The following is a 15,601-nucleotide window of genomic DNA, read 5'->3' as shown; positions in this document are numbered from 1 at the left end:
GGTGCGGCCGTAGGGAAAACCCCCACAGCCCCACCGGTACTACACGGGTCAGGATGCGACCGGGAACGCCACGTCGCACACCGGATCCTCCGGCCCCGCGGCGTCCCAGTCCGCGAAGTACACCTCACGGCAGGGGCCTGCGACCTCCAGGCCACGCGCGGCGATCCACCGCTCGACCGCCTCGAAGGCCGCCGCGATCTGCGGATGGGCCACCTGCGCCTTGGTGATCCGCGTGTACGCGAGCCGGCGCGCCGGCTCCACCCGCACCCCGGCGCCCCGGGCCCGCCCCTGCTCCGCGGCCCAGCGCCGCGCCGCGTCCGGGTCGGCCACCGGGACGCACGACTCGGCGGGGCCGTCGCTCTCCAGGGACACCTCGGAGTGGTACACCACGAACGGCGCCCCCGTCGTCCCGCCGCAGGCCGCCGCCCCCTCCTCCAGCCGCCCCAGCGACGCCCCGATCCACGCCGGCAGCTCGTCGACGAGGAGGCGCCGCCGCTGGGTGAGCACCACCTGCGCGGCCGTGTCGACCGTCTCGACCACGAAGCTGCCGTACGCCCCGGCGGCGCCGGCACCGGTCGTGGCGCTGATGCCGCCGGTACCGTTCACGCTGTTCGTGCCGTTCATACCGTTTGTGCCGTCCATCGTCGGGTCCCTTCCCGTGAGCCGTCCACGGAGGTAGCCGACCAGGGCCCGCTGCGACGCGAACCGCTCCTCGGCCCCGGCCCAGTACGCGGCGAGCCGCTCGGCGGCCAGGGCGCCGTCCGTCCCGACGGCCTCCACGATCTCCGCGACGCGGGCGAGAGGCATGTCGAGCTGCCGCAGCAGGGCGACGAGACGGGCGCGTTCGACCTGCTCGGACCGGTAGTAGCGGTAGCCGGTCAGCTCGTCGACGTACGCCGGGGCGAGCAGCCCCAGCCGGTCGTAGAGCCGCAGCGCCTTCGCCGACAGCCGTGCGCGGGCGGCGAAGGCACCGATGGTGAGCAGGTCGTCCGTGGCCACTGGGTCATCCTCCGTCACCGGGCGTCCGCGCCCGGCGGGAGGGACGCTGGTCCTTGCCCCAGGGGGAAGGTCAAACGGGTGACGCGCGACGGGTGACGCGCGACGGGTGACCGGTGACGCGCGACGGGCGGCCGTTGGCGGACGGCGTCAGCCGACGGCCTTCTCCACGGCGGCCACCAGCTCCGGGGCCTCCGGCTCGGTCTGCGGGGAGAAGCGGGCCACCACCGAGCCGTCCCGGCCGATGAGGAACTTCTCGAAGTTCCAGCGGATGTCGCCGCTGTGGCCCTCCGCGTCCGCGTGACCGACCAGCCGCTCGTACAGGGCGTGCCGGCCCTCGCCGTTCACCTCGACCTTCTCCGTCATCGGGAAGGTCACGCCGTACGTCGCCGAGCAGAACTCCGCGATCTCCTCGGCGGAGCCCGGCTCCTGCCCCAGGAACTGGTTGCAGGGCACGCCCAGCACGGTGAAGCCCTGCTCCGCGTAGCGTGCCTGGAGGGCTTCGAGGCCCGTGTACTGGGGGGTGAGACCGCACTTGGAGGCCACGTTCACGACGAGCACGGCCTTCCCGGTGTACTGCGCGAGGTCCGCCGGGCCGCCCGTGAGGGCACCGATCTCGACGTCGAGGGGAGAGGTGCGGGGGGTGTCAGTAGTCATAAACGGATGCTATCTCCGGAAACTTTCCCGTCACCGCCGCCCCGGACGGAACACGCCTCCCGCTGTTCCGCGGCCCGGACCAGGACCTCGCCGGCCGCCGTCCGCGTGTAGAGCACCGAGCGGCCCGCCCGTCCGCGCCGGACCAGGCCCGCGTCCAGCAGCACCTTCAGATGGCGGCCCACCGAGCCGAGGGGCCGGCCGGTGACCGCGCACAGCTGGGTCGTGCTCATGGGGGAGTCGAGGAGGGCGAGGACGTGGGCGCGGACGGTGCCGAGGAGCGGTCCGAGGGCGGCGGGCGCCGCCGCCGGTCCGCCGCCGGCGAGGACGCCCGAGCACGGGTACACGACGGCGTACCGCGCGCCTTCCTCCCACGCCACCCAGCCGACCCGCTGCGGGGTGACCGGCACGAACACCAGCCGTGCGCCGGAGATCTCACGCGGCGGGTACTCGTGGAGGTTGACCTGGAGCCGGTTCCCGCCGAGCCAGCGCATCCCGGGCCGCAACGCGTCCAGCACCGCCGCCCAGCCGCTCTGCCCCAGCTGCGCGGTCCGGGCGAGGACGTCCGCCTCCAGCACCCGCCGGCGCCGCTCCCAGTCCGGCCGTACGGTCTCCTCCCACACGTACGTCAGGAGGTCGGCCGCGCGGTCCGGCAGGTCGTCGCGGTCGAGGGCGGCCGGGAGCGGGCCGCGCAGGGACAGCACGAGGTGGGCGCGGGCGGCGGCCGGATCCACGGCCCGGACCCGGGCGACCTCCTCCGCGAAGGACTCGCCCGCGCGCGGGGCCGGGGTGAGGAAGTCGGCGATCCACTCCTCGCCGAGGCCCGCCCGGACCAGCGGGGCGGTGACCGGGTCGCGGGCCAACTCCGCCCGGTAGGCGGGCAGACGGTCCGCCAGCCAGGCCCGTTCGCCGGGATGGGTGCCGGTGCCGGCGTGCAGCAGCTTCAGGCTCGCGAACGTCTCCGCGAGCGGCGACACCACGAACCTGCTGCCGGCGAGGGTGTCGGCGTTGACCTGCCACCAGCCCACCGCATGACCTCCGGGACGTCGCGGAAGCCGTCCGGGCTTTCGCGTGTGCGCGAAACATTAGTGGCGGCGGGGGCCGCGCGCCGATCGTCTTGACCATGCGCAGTTACCAAGCCCTGTTCCGCACCCGGGAGTTCACCCCGCTCTTCGTGTCCTCGGCCCTCCAGGTCGCCGGGTCCACGATCGGCGGGCTGGCCCTCGGGACGTCCGTCTACGAGGCCACCGGCTCCCCGCTGCTGTCGGCGCTCAGCATGTTCGGCCCGTCCCTGGCCCAGGTCGTCGGCGCGACGACGCTGCTGTCCGCCGCCGACCGGCTGCCGCCGAGGGCGACGCTCACCGGCCTCGCCGCGTCGTTCGCGGTGAGCACGGCGCTGCTGGCGCTGCCCGGCCTGCCGCTGTGGTCGGTGTTCGCGGTGATCGCCGCCCAGGGGCTGGTCGCGTCACTGGGCGGGGGAGTGCGCTGGGGCCTGCTGACCGAGATCCTGCCGAAGGACGGCTACCTGCTGGGCCGCTCGGTGTTCAACATGCTGCACGGGCTCACGCAGATCACGGGCTACGCCACCGGCGGCGCCCTGGTGGCGCTGCTGTCCCCGCGGCTGACGCTGCTGGTGTCGGCGGCCCTGTCCGCGCTGGCCGCCCTCTGCCTGCTCACGGGCCTGAGCCGGCGCGCCCCGCGCGCCGCCGGCCGCCCGTCGGTCGCGGCGACCTGGCGGACCAACGCGCGCCTGTGGGCGTCCGTCCCGCGCCGCCGCCTCTATCTGGGCCTGTGGATCCCCAACGGCCTGGTCGTCGGCTGCGAGTCCCTGTTCGTGGCGTACGACCCCGACCGCGCGGGCCTGCTGTTCGCCTGCGCGGCGCTCGGCATGTTCACCGGCGACGTGACCGTCGGCAGACTCCTCCCGCCCCGGATCCGCGACCGCCTCGCCACGCCCCTGCTGCTGCTCCTGGCCGCCCCGTACCTCCTTCTCGCCCTCCACCCGCCGACGCCCCTGGCCGCCGCCTGCGCGACGCTCGCCTCGGTCGGCTTCGGCGCGAGCCTCGTCCAGCAGCAGCACCTGCTGGCCCTCACCCCGCCGGACCTCACGGGTCACGCCCTCGGCCTGCACTCGGCCGGCATGCTCACCCTCCAGGGCGCCAGCGCGGCGCTCGCGGGCGCAGTCGCCCAACTGACCTCGCCGGGCACGGCGATGGCGGTGATGGCCGCGGCGTCCGTGGCGGTGACGCTGGCGCTGGCGGTCGACCGCCCCCGCCCGCCCGTGCCGGACGAGGCGGGAGCGGTCCGCCCCTCCTCGATCGGCACGAGGGGCGGGACCCCCCGGACGGGGAGGTTCCGGCGCTGAACGCGGCGCCTCGGCGTTCATGATGTGCGCGCGCCGGGCACGGCCGGCCGGGATGCGGGAACTTCGCCCCGAAAGCCTGTACCGCCACACGTTTCCCCGTGTACGGGCGTCGGCGGCCGGTACCGTGCGCGCTGCCGCGCGGCGGCCGTATTGTTCCGCGATTCCCCGAGGGCGTGGCGGGACGGGGAGTGCGCCCCCCATGCTGACGTCCGGCTCCCCGATGACGCGCCGGCACCGCGGAGGGAGCTTCTCGGACGTACATGTGGGGAAGGTTTCGATGTCCAGAAGGCAAGTCTTATCCGTCGCCGTCCTGGTGACGGTCCTCGGCTGGAGCGTCGTGCTGGTCGCCGTCGACCAGCCGGCCGCGGCGGCCGCCGTCGTCCCCACGCTCGTGCTGAGCGCGGAACAGGTCGTCACCGCGATGACGACCGGGTCCGGTGCGGTGTCGGCCGGGTCTGGGGCGGTGTCGGCCGGGTCTGGGGCGGTGGCGGCCGGCTGCGGCGCGGTGGCGGCTGGGGTTGGTCCGGTGTCGGGTGGGTCCGGTCCGGTGTCGGGCGGGTCCGGTGCGGTGTCGGCCGGCTCCGGTGCGGTGTCGGGCGGGCCCGGTCCGGTGGCGGCAGGCCGGGGTCCCGTCGCGGCCGACGAGGAGCGCCTCGGGTGACCCCGTCCCTGTCGCGGCGGCCCGGAGGGGGACCGCCGGCGGGCAAGCCCGGCCGCAAGCTCGGGCCGATAGCCGACGGAGTGGGCGCCGCCCACCGCGCCTGGCTGGAGCCCCTGCGCCACCGGTTCCTGGCCAGCGGACTGACGATCAGTGAGCTGAGCTGCCGGTCCGGCTGGGCCAAGTCGAAGATCTCCGAACTTCTGCGCGGCACGGGCCGCTACCCGCGCTGGGAGATCACCTACGGCCTGCTGGACGTCCTCGACGTACCGAGCTGGCCGATGCGCCGGCTCTGGATGGCCGCCGCGCTGGAGGCCGAGAAGAAACCCGACTGGATAGACGGCTGCATCCAGAACCGCACGCACCCGCCCGGACGGGCGACCGTGTCGACCGGGCCGACCGTACCCCCGTTGGAGCACCAGGCGTTCACCGAACTCAACCGCTCCGCCTACCTCGCCTACGCCCGGCTGTTCCTCGGCGAGGACGAGGCGCGGGAGGTCGTCGCGGAGACGTTCGACGTGCTGTGGTTCCGCTGGGACGAGGCGCTGGCCAGCTCCGACGTCGTGCCGTTCGCCTGGTCCGTGCTGCGCCGGAGCGTCATGGCCCGCGCCCGCCACGTCGACGGCTGCCCGGAGCTGGCCCGCACCGCGTTCGACACGGTCGCCCTGAGCGTGCTCGCCACCCCGGAGGCGCGGTTCGCGCAGATCGAGGAGTCGATGGCCCTCTTCAAGGCGATCAGCCGCCTGCCCGCCCACCAGCTGGACGTCATGGTGCTCACGTACCTGCGCGGCATGGACCACGCCGCCGTCGCCGACGTCCTGGGCGTGCCCATCGCCTCCGTCCACACGGCCGACCGGTACGCCCGCAAGACCCTCACCGCGGCGCTCCGCCTCCAGCAGCGGCACGGCCACGCCCCGGAACCCCAGAACCACCCGGGAGAGATCCCCGAATGACGCCCACGCCGATGACCCCCATGCCCCCGCCTGCCCCGCTGGACGACCTCCTCGCCCGGGCCCGCCTCCTCGAAACCCCGGTGATACCGCACGACATAGTGCCGGGCGCGCTCGGTCACGACCCGCTCGTCGGCGGCGCCCGCCAGCACGACCGCACCCGCACGATGGCCGCCCGCGACCTGCGCACCCTGTGCGAGACGGTCCTGGCCCACACCACCTCCGACTCCCTCCAGGCGTTCGTCACCGAGCACCTGCCCGAACCGCCGGGCGCCCGCGTCCTCGGCTGCGTCCTCCAGCTCGCCGACGCCGCGGACAGCGCCCGCTCCTGGTGGCAGTACGCGGCGGGCGCCGGCGACGACCTCGCCTCGTACTGTCTCTACCTCCAGCATTTGGTCCTCGGCGACGCGGACGCGGCGGCGTGGTGGCGCGAACAGACCAGCATCGGCACGCGCCCGTCACCGGAACCCCTCACCGCGTCCCACGAGGCAGGCGGAGCCCCCACGGCGTACGACACCGGCGTCCCCGCCGCGTACGACGCCTGCGTCCCCGTCGCCTACGACGCCAGCTTCCCGACGGTGCTCCGCGCCCTCACCCACCTCGACCGGACGGCCCTGCCCCGCACGGAACTCGCCGACGCGGTCATGCACTACGTCCCCGGAGCGGTGACGCTCGGCTACGTCGACAACCCCGACTTCGAACTCCCCTTGCCACGCCCCGACTTCGCCGAACACATGACGATGCTCCTGGCGGCGACCACGGCGAGGAACGCGGCGGCGACCACGGCGGCGAACACGGCGACGAACACCTGGCCAAGGCCCCCGGCGCCCCACGCGCAGCCACGACCACCACGGCTGCCCCGGCGAGGGGCGGGAGGGGAAAGGCCCCGGAGGGGAAACGCCGACCCCGCCCCGGGCACGCGGCACTGACCTGGTCACGCGGCACCGACCTGGAACACGGGATGCCCGCCCGGTCCGGCGAGGGCGGGTGGTCGGGGCCGGGGGTGAGGCGGTTCGAGGGGGATTGGAGGGGAACTGGAGGGGGATTGGAAGGGGATTGGAAGGGGAGTCGTACGGCGGACGCTACGTCGCCCGCCCCCCTGACAACCGGGTCAGGACTGGTAGGGCTGCTGGCTCTGGTCCCGGCCCTGGAAGTGACCGCTCGGACCGCCCGCGCCCTGCGCCTGGAGCTGCTCGGCCTGCTCGGCGGTCACCTTCTGCTCGGCGCCGCAGAACGTGCACTGCGTCTGGTACTTCGTCGACACCGGGAACAACGGCACGAAGAACAACGTGAACTTCGTGACCCGCTTGCGCAGCGTGTGCGCGGAGGGGTTCCCGCACTGCCCGCACACCAGCGTGAGTATCGCGAGCTGGTACAGGTAGCCCTTGGTGCCAAAGATGATCAACATGTCGATCCTTCCCGGTGGTGCCTACCGGCACTCTGCCCCCAGTGTGCACGCACCGGCCCGATCGTCCTAGAGATTCCCGCGGCCACCTCCACGTCCCCCTTCACCTGGGCGGGGACGGTTCCCGGCGGTTCCCGGCGGCGCGCCCGCCAGGCCGCGGTGTCACGCGACGCTAGGGGGCCGGGGCCGGGGCCGGGGTCGGAGCCGGAGCCGGGGTCGGAGCCGGCTCCGGGGCGGGGGTGGAGGGAGGGGCGGAGGTGGGCGCGGGGGCGGCGAGGCAGTGGGCCCTGAGCGCCTTCCGGGACCGGCGTTCGACCAGGATGGGAACGTAGGCCCGCACCCGGGCCTGACGGAAGACGTCGTAGGCGGCCCTGACCGCCGCCTCGACGGTCGCGACGCCGACCGAGGGATAGTCGGCGGTCAGCCGTGCCACCAGATCCCGGACGAGGAGAAGTTCGTCGTGCGAGCCGGCGACGGGGACGCCCGACGGCACCACCGGACCAGCGTTCCCCGCCTCCTCGGCCCGCTCGGGCAGGCGGCCCCCACCCTCGACGATCCGACCCGCGTCGTCCGACGGGCCCAGCCACTCGACCGCAGAGGCCGCACCGCTTTCCCGACGAGAACCAGCACCAGCACCAGAACCAGATCCCGATCCCACGACCGACCTCCGACCGCAGAGCAAGCCACCCACCCGCCACAGCCGCGACAGGATCCCTGGTGCTCATTCTCGACGGACCTGCACAAGATCGCCCTCCGAGGACGCACCGACCGCCCGCCCGGTGTCCCGCCGCACGGCTCCGGCCGGCCCCGGCACCCCTCGCGGAACCGACGGCGGCGACGCGTGCCGGGCGAAGCCCGGACCCCGGGTGCTTACGACCTGTTACTCACTTTCGGGTGATGCCCGCCCCGCTCCCGAGCGTCACAGGGAGATGAGGACACCGCCGCACCCCAACCCCCGCAGGACAATCCGACCCCCCGGCGACGCGATGCCGGTCGTTGAACGCATTGATGGACGTTGCAGGCGAGAGTCATAGAAATGTGGACACCAGGTAACAGAGAGGGATGTTGCACCACGATTTCTCCATGACGTGGACAGAGTGTGCGTGCGGCCAACCGGCCGCCACCGCACCACTTCCCCGCGGCCCGCATCGGCGACCCGGGGAAGGTGTCCGCACCACGAGGGAGCCCTTTTGTCCGCCACCGCTTCTGCCGGCGCCCGCCGTCTCGCCGCTGCCACGCTCGCCGCCGGCGCGCTGATCTCGCTGGTCGCCCTGCCGGCGTCCGCCGCCGACCACGACCGTCACCCCCGGCTGAGGGTGACGATCTCCGAGGTCCAGTACGACGCCCCGGGCCGCGACGACCGCTCGAACCGCTCCCTGAACCGGGAGTGGGTGGAGATCACCAACACCACCCGGCACGGCGTCAACCTCGACGGCTGGACCCTCAGGAACGAGGACGGCCGCACCTACACCTTCGACGACTACCGCCTCCGGGGCCGTACGACGGTCCGCATCCACACCGGCTTCGGTCGCGACACGGCCAGCGACCTGTACCAGCGCAGCCGCCACCACATCTGGGGCAACCGCTCCGACACCGCCACCCTCCGCAACGACCGCGGCCGCTTCATCGACAGCGAATCCTGGGGCCACCACCGCCACCACGACATGGACGACCGCGGCCACCACCGCCACCACGACATGAACGACCACGGCGACCACCGCCACCACGACATGGACGACCACGGCGACAACCGCCACGGCGACAACCGTCACGGCGACCACCGCCACACCGACAACGGCCGCCACCACCGCTGACCCACCACCAGGCGCGTGACCTGAACCCCTTCAGCCACGCCCGCCAGTCCAGGCGCGCCCGGCACCCCACGGCCGGGCGCGCCTCCCGCACGACCGGCACCCGGACACGCCTCGACGCCCGCGCACAGCCCGATCACCTGGACCGCATGGTTGTGGCGATGCTGCTTCTGGAGGTGGCGGGTCAGGAAGCCGAACCGTCGAGGTCGAGGCGGATCACGGCGAGCGCCTCGGCGATCTCGACGGTCATCTCGTCCTCCGGGCCGAACACCATGCACATGTCCTGGTGGAGCGGTTCGAGGACCTGCCGCGCCTCGACGGTCCGGCCCTGGGCGAGCAGCAGCATCCCGATGTTGTGCCGCAGCTCCACGGCTTCCTCGCTCACGTCGCTGTCGACGGCCCGCACGACGTTCAGCACGCCCTGGAGCGCGGCGAGCGCGTCGGTGACCTGGCCGAGTTCGGCGCGGCAGCGGGCCGCCTGGGCGCGGCAGGCGCGCGCCTGCTCGCCGGTGGGCCCGGCGATACGGGCGTAGGCGTCGGCGAGGACGTCGAACTCGGGCAGGGCGGCCCGGTAGTCGCCGCCGAGGAGGCGGATCGCCGCCCGCTGGCGGCGCAGCGCCAGGACCTGCCTGCTCTCGGAGCCGAGGGCGAGGGCGGCCGGTTCGATGACCTCGCCGAGCACCTCGGCGGCCTGCGCGAACCGCTCCTCCTCCAGCAGGGCGTCGGAATGCGCGTACGCCTCCTTGATGTCTTCACGCAGCCGGGCGGGGACGGGCACCGGCTGGGCCCCCGGGAGGACGGCCGTCGGCGCCGGACCACCGGGCGCCGGGGCCTGGGCGCGGGCGCGGGGCGCGAACGGGCGACGGAACACGCCCGTGGGGTCGGGCGCGCCGCCCGGCCCGGCGTCCGCCGTGCCGGGCTCCTGGCCCGGCGGCGGGAGGAACGGCAGCAGCCGCGCGTACACCTCCTGCGTGTCGGCGGGCCGCGCCTCGGGCGCCTTGCGCAGCAGGTGCAGGCACACGTCGCCCATGCCGCCGTGGCTCAGCTACTCCAGGAGTTCGTAACGGTCGTGATCGCCTCCTGCGGCACCTTGCCCCCGGTGTGCGTGATGAACAGTCACGGTCAGGGGTCAAGTGTGACCGCTGCGTCAGGACACCGTCCAGCGTTCGCGGCGCGACCTGGACATGGGCCCGGCGGTGGGGCAGCGGGCAGGAGGGTGCGGCGGCCGGCCTCCCGCCGCAGGAACAGCCCCGTGCCGCGGTCGGTGGAGGGTGGGTGCCCAGGAGGATCTCCGGGCACCCACGGCACCACCGGCCCTGCGGCCGAATCGCCTCTACGCCGCGTCACTCCCTGTCCGCCGCCATGATGCCGACGCATTCTTCGAGCGCGGCGTGCAACGGCGTGACGAAGGCGGCGAGCTCGGCGTCCGACGCCTTCCCCACCTCCAGTACGGCACCGACGACCGTCACCAGGACGGCGGCGGCCTTCAGGGCGTGCACGTCGGCCAGCTCCTCAAGACGGCCGCCGGGGTCCGTGACCGCCAGGGCCTCCTTGCCGGTGTCCGGGTCGAGGCCGAGACTGCGCAGACGCGGCGTACTCGTGCTCATACGGCGGCCTCCCACGGAACCGGAACGTAGTCCTGCCCCAGCGTCGCCAGGACCGCCGCCCGGCGCCGCTCGCGCTGAAGACGCCGCCGGTCACGTTCGTCCCGCTCGCGTTCCCATTCGACGACGTACGGCCGGACCAGGGGCATGCCGTCGGCGGTGATGACGTCCGCCGGATGCGGACACGTGATCACGGGCGCGGGTTCCGGAGCGGGCGGACAGGAGATGGGGGGCAGCGGCGGCGGCGCTGCGGCGCGATGGGCACCCCGGGCGGGCAGGAACAGGGCCAGAATCGCGGCCAGTAGGCTGCGCATAGGTCGACTCCCAATCAGTCGGCTCAGCCCCGGCATGGAAGCTCTCACCCTTCCGGCCGGGGCGTTTCTTTGGGCCATCGTATCGCCTTGTATCGATTCGTCGCGAGACGTATCTCAAAGAGCGTGCATCAGTCGGCTTGCCTAGCGTCAAGTCCATGAACCCTGATGCTGAGATCGACCATGGCGCGCCGCTGACCCCGTACCGGCAACTGGCCGAGATCCTGCGTGGGCAGATTCAGCGCGGTGACTGGCAGCCCGGGCGGATGCTGCCGAGTGAGGCTCAGCTTGTGCAGCGTTACGGGATCGCGCGTACGACCGTGCGGCGGGGGCTCGGTCTGCTGGCCGACGAAGGCTGGGTGTACGCCGTGCCCCAGCGGGGGTGGTTTGTCACCGACCCCCTGCCGCCCTCCCCTGAGACCCCGGCCTAGTACTCCAGCAGCGTTTCGTTTCGCTATTCCTGCTGGTCAGGGGTCTGGTTCTGAGTGTAGGGGCCTGATGTTCCGTCAGGGGCGGGTTCGGTGGATCCGAAATGCGTGCAGGCTCGGCGGCGGTAATGGCAGTGCCGGGCGACTGCCTGATGGCGCCGTCGCCACCTCGACCAGCTCAGCGCCTGAACTCGCTTATTTGGGTGGGGTGTTAGGTGGAAATGGCAAGCTGCCAGGAGCCTTCGGACTTCTGCCACGGAGAGGGGCGTGAGGAGACCGGAACCGTTTCTTCGGCCCCCCTTTCGATCGCCGCGGCGGCCATCGCGGCGAGGAAGGCGTGCGCGAGCATGGCCAGGGTGATGCGCCGATACCAGCCCGGATAGCGGCGGACTTCGTACTCGTCAAGGCCGCACTCGTTCTTCGCGGCCTGGAAGCACTCTTCGATCGCCCAGCGGGACCCGGCGATGCGGACCAGCTCCGCGACCGTGGCGCCGGCCGGCGCGTAGCACAGGTAGTAGGCGATCTCGTCGGGACGTTTGAGGCTGCGGCGGGCCAGTACCCACCGGCGATGGGTGGGCTCCGCGCCGTCGAAGAAGTCGATGACGGGTAGTTGGGCGGCGGCCCAGTCGTAGACGCGCGGGCCCTTGGCGCCGTCGCCGGCCGACAGACGCTGCCAGGCGTCATCGGGTGCCTCGCCGATCAGCTGATCGATACGCCAGATCCCGACCAGTGACTTGACCTGCTGTGATTTCGGGACGGCGAGCACATAGCCGACGCCGGATTCCTCCAGGAAGCGACGGAATCCCCACTCCTGGCCGTAGGCGGAATCGGCGGTGACCCAGGCGATGGGCAGATCCGAGGCGAGGGCCCGCAGTACCAGGCGCCGGGCGAGCTCTCCCTTGGTCACGAACGCGCGGTCCGCGGGGATCTTGGCCGCGCGGCAACGGTCCGGATCGCCTGTCCAGGACTTGGGCAGGTACAGCTCCCGGTCCACCAGCGCGCGGCCCTTGGCTGAGGCGTAGGCGGCGAACACGCCCATCTGGCGGTTCTCGGTGCGGCCGGCCGTGCCGGAGTACTGGCGTTGCACCCCGGCCGAGGTGGTGCCCTTCTTGAGGAACCCGGTGTCGTCGATGATCAGTACGCCGTCCGGTCGGCCGAGCTTCTCCGCGACATAGCCTTGCAGGTCATCGCGGATCTCCTCGGGGTCCCATCGAGGACCGGCGAGCAGTCGCCGCAGTCCGTCCGGTGTGGCGTGGCCGGCGAATTCCGCAAGCTGCCGGCCGTTCTTGCGGCCCACCGGCCCCAGCAGGCCGCGCACGTAGTCCCGCATCCGCCGCCTCGGCTCGACGCGCGAGAACCGGCCGCCCACCCGCAGGAAGAGCTCTTCAAGTTCCGCAGCCCACCGACCCGTTCCAAGATCCTCGATCACGCTCGGACCCTGCCCGCCCAAGACGGTCGACGAGCAATGCTCAAGACCTGTGGATCGGACTCGGGAGGGGTGCCTCGCGGAACGAGGAGGGCATACCTTCCCGAGTGATCGACTTCTGGTCATCGAGTAGGCCCGCGTTGTAGCGCGGGTCGGGAAGGCACGCCCGTGCTGAGCGTGGTCAACGAGGACGGCACCACCCAGAGCGGCTCCCTGATGGACGACATCGTCCGTGAGGGTGCCCGTCGGATGCTCGCCGCGGCCCTGGAAGCCGAGGTCGACCAGTACATAGCTGAGTTGGCGGGCGAGCGGGACGAGGCCGGTCGCAGGCTGGTGGTCCGCAACGGCCACCACCGCGAGCGGACGGTGGCCACCGCCGCCGGGCCGATTGCGGTGAAGGCACCGCGGGTGAACGACAAGCGGGTCGACGGCGAGACGGGCGAGCGCAAGCGGTTCTCGTCCAAGATCCTCGCCCCCTGGTCCCGGAAGTCCCCGAAGATCAGCGAGGTTCTTCCCCTGCTCTACCTGCACGGTCTGTCCTCGGGCGACTTCGTGCCCGCGATGGAGCAGTTCCTCGGCTCGGCCGCTGGGCTCTCGCCGGCCACGGTGACCCGGCTGACCACGCAGTGGAGCGACGACCACGTCGGCTTCCAGGACCGAGACCTGTCCGGGGCCGACCATGTGTACGTGTGGGCCGACGGCGTCCACCCCAAGGTCCGCCTCGGCCAGGCCCACTCCTGCGTCCTGGTCCTCATGGGCGTGCGCACCGACGGCAGCAAGGCGCTGATCGCGCTCGCTGAGGGCCTGCGCGAGTCGGCCGAGTCCTGGGCCGACCTCCTGCGGGACTGCCGCCGGCGCGGCATGCGCGATCCCGAGCTCGTCGTCGGCGACGGAGCCATGGGTCTGTGGCGGGCCCTGGCCGAAGTGTTTCCGCAGGCCAGACATCAAAGGTGCTGGGTTCACAAAACCCGGAACGTGGTCAACGCCCTGCCGAGATCGGCCCAGCCCGGTGCGAAGAAGGCGCTGCAGGAGATCTACAACGCCGAGGACCGCGATCACGCCGAGAAGGCGGTGAAGGACTTCGGGCGCGCCTACGGCGCGAAGTGGCCCAAGGCCGTCAAGAAGATCACCGACGACGTCGATGAACTCCTGGCGTTCTACGACTTCCCGGCCGAGCACTGGGTCCACCTGCGCACGACGAATCCGATCGAGTCGACCTTCAGCACGGTGAAGCTGCGGACCAAGGTCACCCGCGGCGCCGGCAGCCCGGCCGCGGCCCTGGCGATGGTGTTCAGGCTCGCTGAGTCCGCCCGGGCCCGCTGGCGCGCGATCACCGCATCCCACCTCGTCGCCCTCGTCCGCAACGGTGCCCGCTTCGAACGCGGCGTCCTGGTCGAGCGTGAGCAGGAGGCTGCGGCATGAGTGAGCGCAAGGAACGCCCGCTGCTGTTCCTGGATATCGACGGACCTCTCCTGCCGTTCGGCGACGGCCCGCAGCGCGAGCCGTCAGGCACCGCGACAGATTCGCACCTGACGCGGCTCGACCCGCACCTCGGGCCTCGCCTTGCGGCACTGCCGTGCGAGCTGGTCTGGGCAACCACCTGGGAAGGGGCGGCGAACACCGACATCGCACCGCGGCTCGGCCTGCCGCCCCTGCCGGTCGTGCACTGGCCGGAACCCTCCGACGCGCAGGAACGCGAGGACAAGTGGTTCGGGCTCCACTGGAAGACCCGAACCCTAGCGGCATGGGCGGACGGACGCCCGTTCATCTGGGTCGACGACGAGATCACCGACGCCGATCAGGACTGGGTGTCCACCCACCACCCCGGCCCGGCCCTCCTCCACCGCATCGCGTCGTCCCGCGGCCTCACCAACGAAGACTTCGCAGTCCTCGATCAATGGCTGCGGGCTGCTTGAGGCTCCCGCGGTGATCCACAGGAATTGACAATTACTCAAGGTCGACCAGCACAAACCCACCCTTCGGATGAGAGATCATCGAACCCGCCCCTGACGGAACATCAGGCCCCTACACCCAGAACCAGACCCCTGACCAGCAGGAACAGCGAAACGCTGCTTGAGTACTAAGAATCAGCCCAGCGCCCCTCGTGGAGTCCTCAGCCCTCGGCGCCGGTGGATATCAGGCTGTCAGGGGCTGATCGTGTGGGATAGAAACGGTCGCATGGACGCCGCAGTGCTTGAACAGATGCTGGACGAGATCTTCGATCACGCCGTCGTCCACCACGGATACACCAGCTACATGCGCGACTACGAGGTCATCGTCTACGTGACGGCGGATCCCCGCACAGACGTCGCGCCGGGGTGTCTGCGGTACCTCTTCCGGTGCTGCGTTGAGGCCCGGTGCGAATCGTCCGTCCTGCCAGAGACCTGGCGTGTCTCTTTGAACGATCGCCTCATCGATCATGAGACGGGCGTCGACCTTGATGGATACGTCTGGGGCCTGAAGTGGCACTCCCTGTACCCAGGTGCGAAGGTCCTCCCGGAGTCGGAAGCGACCCGTCGTTGGGCGCAAGCCTTGGGGATCGACTTCCATGAAGTTCGCATTGAGACCAACGCGCACCGCATCACCCTGCTCTTCTCGGACCTGCAGGTCAGCGAGGTGCCGGACGGCTACGCCTCCTTTCCCACGGAGTAGCGGGTATCCCTTTCACCCCGACGAGCTGCTGAGTGGGCGTAGTGGCACCCGTGTGGCACGGCCTCGAACACGACGAAGGGCCAGCCTGGGAGGAAACCCTCCTGAGCTGGCCCTTTTGCTGTGCCCCCGGCAGGATTCGAACCTGCGACACCCGCTTTAGGAGAGCGGTGCTCTATCCCCTGAGCTACGAAGGCGGGGTGGCGTGGTGTGGTGCTGCGCCGCGGCCAGTGTAGCGGGTGGTGGTGGGGCGGTCGGATCTGTTTGACGTTGGTAATTCGGTTCGCTCTGTCGGGGGGAGGGGCCTAGCACCGGCGCCGTTGTGTCGGACAGTGTTCGGGATT

General features: G+C 71.9%; 17 protein-coding genes, 1 tRNA gene and 1 pseudogene. 9 read left to right on the top strand and 10 right to left on the bottom strand.

Annotation, left to right across the window (positions count from 1 at the left end):
* Positions 1-48: 48 nt before the first annotated feature.
* The 3 genes from GSY65_RS15890 to GSY65_RS15880 form a co-directional block, all read right to left on the bottom strand.
* A complete protein-coding gene (locus tag GSY65_RS15890) occupies positions 49-1,017 on the bottom strand; it encodes a MerR family transcriptional regulator (protein WP_159768835.1) in 969 nt (322 codons plus the stop codon).
* A 129-nt stretch (positions 1,018-1,146) separates the two neighbouring features.
* Positions 1,147-1,653, bottom strand: coding sequence for a glutathione peroxidase (locus GSY65_RS15885; protein WP_159768832.1), 507 nt, complete (start codon positions 1,651-1,653; stop codon positions 1,147-1,149).
* The gene (locus GSY65_RS15880; protein WP_159768829.1) at positions 1,650-2,678 is read right to left on the bottom strand and encodes a helix-turn-helix domain-containing protein; all 1,029 of its coding nucleotides are present in this window, start codon (positions 2,676-2,678) and stop codon (positions 1,650-1,652) included. Before GSY65_RS15880 ends, GSY65_RS15885 begins: the two co-directional genes overlap by 4 nt.
* Positions 2,679-2,773: 95 nt before the next feature.
* Between GSY65_RS15880 and GSY65_RS15875 the strand changes: the two genes are divergently transcribed.
* The 4 genes from GSY65_RS15875 to GSY65_RS15860 all read left to right on the top strand — a co-directional run bounded on the left by GSY65_RS15875 (position 2,774) and on the right by GSY65_RS15860 (position 6,552).
* The gene (locus GSY65_RS15875) at positions 2,774-4,015 is read left to right on the top strand and encodes an MFS transporter (protein ID WP_236579809.1); all 1,242 of its coding nucleotides are present in this window, start codon (positions 2,774-2,776) and stop codon (positions 4,013-4,015) included.
* Positions 4,016-4,292: 277 nt separating this feature from the next.
* Complete coding sequence (locus GSY65_RS15870; RefSeq protein ID WP_159768826.1) at positions 4,293-4,676, top strand: hypothetical protein; 384 nt, start codon at positions 4,293-4,295, stop codon at positions 4,674-4,676.
* Positions 4,673-5,626, top strand: coding sequence for a sigma-70 family RNA polymerase sigma factor (locus tag GSY65_RS15865; protein ID WP_236579808.1), 954 nt, complete (start codon positions 4,673-4,675; stop codon positions 5,624-5,626). Before GSY65_RS15870 ends, GSY65_RS15865 begins: the two co-directional genes overlap by 4 nt.
* Positions 5,623-6,552 (top strand): hypothetical protein, encoded by a 930-nt coding sequence (locus tag GSY65_RS15860; protein WP_159768823.1) that lies wholly within the window; start codon positions 5,623-5,625, stop codon positions 6,550-6,552. The genes GSY65_RS15865 and GSY65_RS15860 overlap by 4 nt, the downstream gene beginning before the upstream one ends.
* A gap of 182 nt (positions 6,553-6,734) precedes the next feature.
* Here GSY65_RS15860 and GSY65_RS15855 read toward each other — a convergent pair whose 3' ends face one another.
* Positions 6,735-7,031: a zinc-ribbon domain-containing protein gene (locus GSY65_RS15855; RefSeq protein WP_201452552.1), complete on the bottom strand. Its 297-nt coding sequence runs from the start codon at positions 7,029-7,031 to the stop codon at positions 6,735-6,737.
* A 169-nt stretch (positions 7,032-7,200) separates the two neighbouring features.
* Positions 7,201-7,524 (bottom strand): three-helix bundle dimerization domain-containing protein, encoded by a 324-nt coding sequence (locus GSY65_RS33280; protein WP_201452551.1) that lies wholly within the window; start codon positions 7,522-7,524, stop codon positions 7,201-7,203.
* A gap of 694 nt (positions 7,525-8,218) precedes the next feature.
* On the opposite strand from GSY65_RS33280, the gene GSY65_RS15845 reads away from it, so the two are divergent.
* A complete protein-coding gene (locus GSY65_RS15845) occupies positions 8,219-8,842 on the top strand; it encodes a lamin tail domain-containing protein (RefSeq protein ID WP_159768820.1) in 624 nt (207 codons plus the stop codon).
* Positions 8,843-9,023: 181 nt separating this feature from the next.
* On the opposite strand, the pseudogene GSY65_RS15840 reads toward GSY65_RS15845, so the two are convergent.
* From GSY65_RS15840 to GSY65_RS33275, 3 genes and pseudogenes are all read right to left on the bottom strand, one after another.
* Positions 9,024-9,863 (bottom strand): annotated as a pseudogene (locus GSY65_RS15840) (serine/threonine protein kinase); the annotation flags it as partial.
* A gap of 319 nt (positions 9,864-10,182) precedes the next feature.
* A complete protein-coding gene (locus GSY65_RS15835) occupies positions 10,183-10,446 on the bottom strand; it encodes a hypothetical protein (protein WP_159768817.1) in 264 nt (87 codons plus the stop codon).
* Complete coding sequence (locus GSY65_RS33275; RefSeq protein ID WP_201452550.1) at positions 10,443-10,757, bottom strand: hypothetical protein; 315 nt, start codon at positions 10,755-10,757, stop codon at positions 10,443-10,445. Before GSY65_RS33275 ends, GSY65_RS15835 begins: the two co-directional genes overlap by 4 nt.
* Before the next feature lie 155 nt (positions 10,758-10,912).
* On the opposite strand from GSY65_RS33275, the gene GSY65_RS15825 reads away from it, so the two are divergent.
* Positions 10,913-11,185: a GntR family transcriptional regulator gene (locus tag GSY65_RS15825; RefSeq protein WP_005485930.1), complete on the top strand. Its 273-nt coding sequence runs from the start codon at positions 10,913-10,915 to the stop codon at positions 11,183-11,185.
* A 208-nt stretch (positions 11,186-11,393) separates the two neighbouring features.
* Here the strand turns inward: GSY65_RS15825 and GSY65_RS15820 are convergent, their stop codons facing one another.
* Positions 11,394-12,608 carry an IS701 family transposase gene (locus GSY65_RS15820; RefSeq protein WP_443043293.1) on the bottom strand — a complete coding sequence of 405 codons (1,215 nt, stop codon included), beginning with the start codon at positions 12,606-12,608 and terminating at the stop codon, positions 11,394-11,396.
* Between the two features lie 168 nt (positions 12,609-12,776).
* Between GSY65_RS15820 and GSY65_RS15815 the strand changes: the two genes are divergently transcribed.
* The 3 genes from GSY65_RS15815 to GSY65_RS15805 all read left to right on the top strand — a co-directional run bounded on the left by GSY65_RS15815 (position 12,777) and on the right by GSY65_RS15805 (position 15,260).
* Positions 12,777-14,030 (top strand): IS256 family transposase, encoded by a 1,254-nt coding sequence (locus GSY65_RS15815; protein ID WP_159768811.1) that lies wholly within the window; start codon positions 12,777-12,779, stop codon positions 14,028-14,030.
* The gene (locus GSY65_RS15810; RefSeq protein ID WP_159768808.1) at positions 14,027-14,524 is read left to right on the top strand and encodes an HAD domain-containing protein; all 498 of its coding nucleotides are present in this window, start codon (positions 14,027-14,029) and stop codon (positions 14,522-14,524) included. Before GSY65_RS15815 ends, GSY65_RS15810 begins: the two co-directional genes overlap by 4 nt.
* A 262-nt stretch (positions 14,525-14,786) precedes the next feature.
* The gene (locus GSY65_RS15805; protein ID WP_159768805.1) at positions 14,787-15,260 is read left to right on the top strand and encodes a YxiG-like protein; all 474 of its coding nucleotides are present in this window, start codon (positions 14,787-14,789) and stop codon (positions 15,258-15,260) included.
* Between the two features lie 121 nt (positions 15,261-15,381).
* Here GSY65_RS15805 and GSY65_RS15800 read toward each other — a convergent pair.
* A tRNA-Arg gene (locus GSY65_RS15800) sits at positions 15,382-15,454 on the bottom strand.
* Between the last annotated feature and the right edge of the window lie 147 nt (positions 15,455-15,601).

It is taken from the genome of Streptomyces sp. HM190 (assembly GCF_009857135.1).
In the GTDB taxonomy this organism is placed as follows: domain Bacteria; phylum Actinomycetota; class Actinomycetes; order Streptomycetales; family Streptomycetaceae; genus Streptomyces; species Streptomyces heilongjiangensis.
The sequence above is the reverse complement of the archived record's forward strand: the minus strand, read 5'-3'. Positions and strand labels throughout refer to the sequence as shown.

Excerpts from the sequence above, each read along its gene's own strand:
- GSY65_RS15835 (WP_159768817.1), bottom strand. The coding sequence starts at position 10,446 with ATGAGCACGAGTACGCCGCGTCTGCGCAGTCTCGGCCTCGACCCGGAC.
- GSY65_RS15825 (WP_005485930.1), top strand. The coding sequence starts at position 10,913 with ATGAACCCTGATGCTGAGATCGACCATGGCGCGCCGCTGACCCCGTAC.
- GSY65_RS15805 (WP_159768805.1), top strand. The coding sequence starts at position 14,787 with ATGGACGCCGCAGTGCTTGAACAGATGCTGGACGAGATCTTCGATCAC.
- GSY65_RS15870 (WP_159768826.1), top strand. The coding sequence starts at position 4,293 with ATGTCCAGAAGGCAAGTCTTATCCGTCGCCGTCCTGGTGACGGTCCTC.
- GSY65_RS15885 (WP_159768832.1), bottom strand. The coding sequence starts at position 1,653 with ATGACTACTGACACCCCCCGCACCTCTCCCCTCGACGTCGAGATCGGT.
- GSY65_RS15860 (WP_159768823.1), top strand. The coding sequence starts at position 5,623 with ATGACGCCCACGCCGATGACCCCCATGCCCCCGCCTGCCCCGCTGGAC.
- GSY65_RS15855 (WP_201452552.1), bottom strand. The coding sequence starts at position 7,031 with ATGTTGATCATCTTTGGCACCAAGGGCTACCTGTACCAGCTCGCGATA.
- GSY65_RS15875 (WP_236579809.1), top strand. The coding sequence starts at position 2,774 with ATGCGCAGTTACCAAGCCCTGTTCCGCACCCGGGAGTTCACCCCGCTC.
- GSY65_RS33275 (WP_201452550.1), bottom strand. The coding sequence starts at position 10,757 with ATGCGCAGCCTACTGGCCGCGATTCTGGCCCTGTTCCTGCCCGCCCGG.
- GSY65_RS15810 (WP_159768808.1), top strand. The coding sequence starts at position 14,027 with ATGAGTGAGCGCAAGGAACGCCCGCTGCTGTTCCTGGATATCGACGGA.